Source organism: Brevundimonas sp. (assembly GCF_030682035.1).
Lineage (GTDB): Bacteria > Pseudomonadota > Alphaproteobacteria > Caulobacterales > Caulobacteraceae > Brevundimonas.
This window is the reverse complement of record NZ_JAUXQZ010000038.1, coordinates 1-1,830: the sequence shown is the minus strand read 5'-3', so window position 1 is coordinate 1,830 and position 1,830 is coordinate 1. Positions and strand designations below refer to the sequence as shown.

The window sequence follows — 1,830 nt, the reverse complement described above, 5'->3', positions numbered from 1 at the left end:
TCGGCTCGGCATCGGTCGCACAGGAGGCGGTAGGCACCAGAGCCCGGCGCTGGCCATCGGCATTGGCGGACTTGTCCAGTGGGCGCAGCGGACAAAGGATTTGGCCGGTCCGCGCATCGACCAGATCGACCCGGCTCAAGTCCCAGCGGGCGTAACGCAGGTGGACCTGCACGAGGTGGCGGTAGGCGGCGGGAATCTCGAAGCGCGCACCGGCCAGGCTCACCGTGCCGTCGGAACGTCGTTGCCGGCGCGCCACCTCGATGCGAAATGCCGCCGCCAGATCGGCCGTCGCAGGACAGTCGCGCCGGACATTGGGGCCGGCCAGATAGCGCGCCAGCGGCGTGGTGCCGATCTCGGAATGGAGCGTGCGGTGATACTCCTGTTCGACCCAGGCTTGCGTCGCCTGATTGAGCAGATCCAGTGTGACGGTTGCTTCGCCTTCCAGCATGGCCATCAGGCGCCCCTCGACACGCCCCCAGAAGGATTCCTGCTTGGCGTTCTGGTACGGTGAATACGGCAGCGTCGTCTGATGCACGATCCCCAGAGCGGCCAGGCCGGACACGGTCTCATCGGCCAGCATGGCGGCACCGTTGTCGGTCATCAGGGCGCGCGGCAGGCCGCGCTTCATGAACGCCTGCGAGAGGCCATGAATCAGGCTCTCGGCGGTTTCGTCGAGATACCACTGCAAATGGCAAATCAGACGCGAGCGGTCGTCGATGACGCCCAGCAGCAGCGGTTTGACCCAGGTGCCTGCGCGCCCCAGCACCTTGCGCGAGGCATGATGGAAATCGAGATGCCACAGCGCACTGACGTGATCGACCTCGAAGCTACGGACCTCCAGGCGTTCGAGCCGGTCGCGGGCCAGGAGCGCGCCCTCGGTGGCGCGTTTCGGACGGGCCTGGCGGAACATGCCTTGGGCGATGAGGTAGCGCCGGAGGGTGGGATAGGACGGAACAGCGACATCGCTGCCTGCCAGGGCCACGCGCAGGTTGTCGACATGCAGTTGCATCGTCCAGCCCGGATGCTCGCGATACTGGACGCCGAGGACGTCGATGACGCGAGGGGCGAGGCTGGGGAAGCGGCCAACGTCATCGCGCAATCGGTTCCTCAGGGCGGCCACCGGATCGGCGGCCGACTTGGCGGCGTAGTACCAGCGTTCCAGGGTCGAGACGCCGAAGCGAATCTCCTTGTCGGCAAGCGGATGGCGCCAGGATTTGGCGGCCAGGGATCGGAGGGCTGTCTGCAACTCCCCCTCGGCTGGCGGGGCCGCGAGGAGCGGGCCAATGATCGAGAAGCGCAGGCGCGCCCATCGATCACGCGGGGATGGATCGACAACAGGTTTCAAGAGGGTCTCCCGGTGGGCGGCGCCGGCGGCACCGCGACTGGGAGTGAAGGCTATAAGCCCTCGCCATCGCTGGCTATCTGCATCCTCTGCGGGTGATCACCGCCCTTCTCGGAGGGCGATCAGGGCACGGACGGTGAGCGGGGTGAGGAAGAGCAGCAGGCGCAGCAGGGGCTCTGCCGTTTGCCCGACAAAGCGTTCGAGGAGTGCGCCGGGCAGTCGGCGGGTGGCGACCGGGGGCATGAAGCGGGCGCACTGCGCCTGCCACAGCGGGGTCAGGGCAAAGTCGGTCTGCCACCACTGACGCCAGCGTTCCAGGGTGCGGATCGGAATCCCCAATCCCTCGCCAAGCCGCGCTGCCGCTGGTGTCTGCCCGGCATGCCGGGCAGACACCAGCACCACCGCCAATCCAAGGTACACGCGCCGTCCGAGAAAGCGTACCGACATCGAGGTGCACCGTTTGCGGCACACGCTGCAGCAGAAACTGA

At 67.2% G+C, this 1,830-nt stretch carries 1 protein-coding gene and 1 pseudogene; both read right to left on the bottom strand.

Annotation, left to right across the window (positions count from 1 at the left end):
- A pseudogene (locus tag Q8K49_RS10965) lies at positions 1-1,345 on the bottom strand (DDE-type integrase/transposase/recombinase); the annotation flags it as partial.
- Positions 1,346-1,441: 96 nt separating this feature from the next.
- The coding region (locus Q8K49_RS10960; protein WP_305306053.1) for a hypothetical protein at positions 1,442-1,830 on the bottom strand (389 nt) is incomplete at its 5' end.